This window comes from Sphingopyxis sp., from assembly GCF_035565275.1.
Lineage (GTDB): Bacteria > Pseudomonadota > Alphaproteobacteria > Sphingomonadales > Sphingomonadaceae > Sphingopyxis.
Window position 1 is genome coordinate 1 of sequence record NZ_DATMST010000315.1, and the last position, 3,158, is coordinate 3,158.

Sequence of the window (3,158 nt, forward strand, 5' to 3'; positions counted from 1 at the left end):
GCACGCCCAAGGCCTATCGCGCCAACGCCCGCGTCCGCGCCGCACTCGCGGCGATCCGCGCGGGCGCCGAGCCGCTCTCCGACATCGCGCACCGCCTCCACTTCACCGATCAGGCGCATATGACGCACGCGGTCGCGCGGCTCAGCGGAGTGACGCCGGGCGCATGGCGCCGACGTCAAATTGATACAAGACTTGGCTGACCTTGCCGTGTAGCGTCGGGGCAACACACCTCATTGGAGATTGCCATGCTCGACCGCCGCACCCTTATCGCCACCCTCGCTGCGACCTCTGCGCTCGCGGGTGTTCGCAACCCCGCGGCCGCACTGGCCGGCAAGACGGCGACCGGCGAAGGCGCAAGGCTCACTGCGATCTACGAACGCATCTACGACCGGCTGGTCGACGAAAGCCCCGAATTCGCCACCGCGCTCGGGCTCGACAAGGACGCCCGCCTGCCGCTCAAGGCGAAGCTCGATGACCGCTCGCCCGCGGGCATCAAGCGCAGCCACCAGCTCTATCGCGACGGCCTGGCCGAACTCGAAAAGATCGACGCCTCGAAACTGGCGGACATGGACCTCGTCAACTACGAAACCTTCCGCGGCCCGTGGGGGGATTATGTCAAGGCTTACGACACCTTCAGCTACGGCCTTCACAGCTGGCCCGAACCGCACCCGGTCACCCAGCTCAGCGGAACCTATCGCTCGATCCCCGATTTCCTCATCAACCAGCACAGCATCGCCAATGCCGCCGATGCCGAAGCCTATCTGTCGCGCTGCGCCGATTTCGCCGTCCAGATGGACAATGAAACCGGACGGATCAAGGCCGACCATGCGAACGGCGTCATCCCGCCAGATTTCGTCATCGACCGCACGCTCGGCCAGTTCGACCGCATCTGGGCACCAGCGCCCGACGCCAACGGGCTGACGAAGAATCTCGCCGCAAAGACGAAGGACATCCCCGGCGACTGGGCCGCGCGCTGCGCCGCGATCGTCAAGGAACGCATCTACCCCGCGATGCGGCGGCAGGCGGACGAACTGCGAGCCGCGCGGCCCCGCGCAACGCACGATGCCGGCGTCTGGCGCCTGCCGAAGGGCGACGAATATTACGCCTATGCGCTGCGCTATGCGACGACGACGGGCATGTCGGCCGAGGAGGTGCACAAGCTTGGGCTCGATCGCGTTGCCGATTTGAGCGCGCGCGCCGACGCGATCTTCAAGGCGCAGGGCATGACCAAGGGCAGCGTTGCCGAACGGATGCGCGCGCTCGGCAAGGACCCGCGCTTCCTTTATCCGAATACCGACGCGGGCAAGGAAAAGCTGATCGCCGAACTCAACGCCCAGATGCAGGCGATCCAGGCGCGCCTGCCCGAAGCGTTCGGCCGCCTGCCCAAGGCGAAGGTCGAAATCCGCCGCGTCCCCGCCGATATCGAGGATGGCGCGACCGGCGGCTATTACCAGATCCCCGCGCTCGACGGCTCGCGCCCCGGCGCCTATTACATCAACCTCCGCGACACCGCCGAAAACCCGTCATGGACCCTGCCGACGCTCACCTATCACGAAGCGTCGCCCGGCCATCACCACCAGATCGCGCTCGCGCAGGAGGCCGAGGGCATTCCGCGCCTCCGCCGCCTTCCCGCCTATTCGGTCTATACCGAGGGCTGGGGCCTCTACGCCGAGCAGCTTGCCGACGAGATGGGCGTTTACGAGAACGACCCGTGGGGCCGCCTCGGCTATCTGCAATCCTACATGTTCCGCGCCGCGCGCCTCGTCGCCGACACGGGTCTTCACCACTATAAATGGACGCGCGAAAAGGCGATCCAATATTATAACGAGACCCTCGGCACCCCCGAGCCGTCGAACGTCACCGAAATCGAGCGCTATTGCGTGTGGCCGGGACAGGCGACGAGCTACATGGTCGGTCAGACGAGTTGGGTCCGCATCCGCGAAAAGGCGAAGGCCGCCCTCGGCGGCAAGTTCGACTTGCGCGGTTTCCACGACACCGCATTGTCGGCGGGCGCGATGCCGATCTCGGTCCTCGAATCGGTGATCGATCGCTGGACCGCGGCGCAGGCGGGCTGAGCACGCGGGCGACCGGCCGGCGATTCCCGATCATCGCCGGCCGGGCTCGCGGCCCGCGGCTCAGCCGGTCTCCCTCGCGCCAAGAATGCGATATTTCGTCGCCTCCCAGTCGGGAAAGCGCCAGACCGTCGGACTGTCGCGATACAGGATGCGCGGATGCTCGGCCGAAGGAGCGATCGCTTGGTCGAACGGGGCGCATTCGGACAGCGTTTCGCAGTCGAAAAAGACCCGAACGACGATCTCTTCGTTCGCCTCGCCCGCGCTTTCGATGACGACGCCCAGTTCGCCGGTCGACAGGCGTACCAGCGTGCCCGTAGCGAAGATGCCCAGACTGTCGGCAAATCGTTCGAGCAGTTTGGGATCGAAATGACCGGGCCATTTCTGCATCTCGGTCAATGCCTCGACCGGCGTCCACGCGCGTTTGTACGGGCGGTCCGACGTCACGGCATCGTAAACGTCGCAAATCGCCCCGATCCGCGCGAACAGCGACAGCGCCTCGCCCGCGACGCGTCCCGGATAGCCCGTCCCGTCGACCTTCTCATGGTGCCGCAGGCACACTTCCAGCGCCGCGTCGGGCACGTCGGGCGATTTCGACAGCAACCGGTGGCCCGCCAGCGGATGTTCGCGCACCGCCCGCCACTCGCGGTCCGACAGGCTGCCCGACTTGTTCAGGATCGCGCCCGGCACCGCGACCTTGCCCACGTCGTGGAGCAGGCCCGCGACGCCCAGATCCTCTACGACCGGATCGTCAAGGCCAAGGTGGCGTGCGAAATTCATCATCAGCGCGGCGACCGCAACCGAATGAAGATAGGTATATTCATCCTTCCGCTTCAACCGGACCAGATTGATCAGCGCCTTGGCGTCACGTTCGATCGACGCGCCGATCGAGCGCGCGAGCGGAACCATCCGGCGCGCCGCGACCGCCCGGCCCAGCCGCGCATCCTCGAACATGGCGAGCACCGCCTTTCCCGACCGGTCGACCAGCTTCCCGGCGCGACGGCGCTCGGCATTATAGCCCGAACGCTGGCTGCCCGCTTCGCGCGGCACGGCAGGCGGCGGAATAAAGCGATCGGGCATGTCGCG

The 3,158-nt window shown here is 66.5% G+C and carries 3 protein-coding genes; 2 read left to right on the forward strand and 1 reads right to left on the reverse strand.

Annotated elements, in window-relative coordinates; all coding sequences use genetic code 11:
* Both VN047_RS20775 and VN047_RS20780 read left to right on the forward strand, forming a co-directional pair.
* Nucleotides 1–200: helix-turn-helix domain-containing protein (locus VN047_RS20775; RefSeq protein WP_325546071.1), on the forward strand; the 200-nt coding region annotated here is incomplete at its 5' end.
* Nucleotides 201–245: 45 nt separating this feature from the next.
* Entirely contained in the window at nucleotides 246–2,075 is a 1,830-nt protein-coding gene (locus VN047_RS20780) for a DUF885 domain-containing protein (protein ID WP_325546073.1), read from the forward strand.
* A gap of 60 nt (nucleotides 2,076–2,135) precedes the next feature.
* Here VN047_RS20780 and VN047_RS20785 read toward each other — a convergent pair.
* On the reverse strand, nucleotides 2,136–3,158 hold a 1,023-nt coding region (locus tag VN047_RS20785; RefSeq protein WP_325546075.1), incomplete at its 5' end, for an HD-GYP domain-containing protein.

Excerpts from the sequence above, each read along its gene's own strand:
- VN047_RS20780 (WP_325546073.1), top strand. The coding sequence starts at position 246 with ATGCTCGACCGCCGCACCCTTATCGCCACCCTCGCTGCGACCTCTGCG.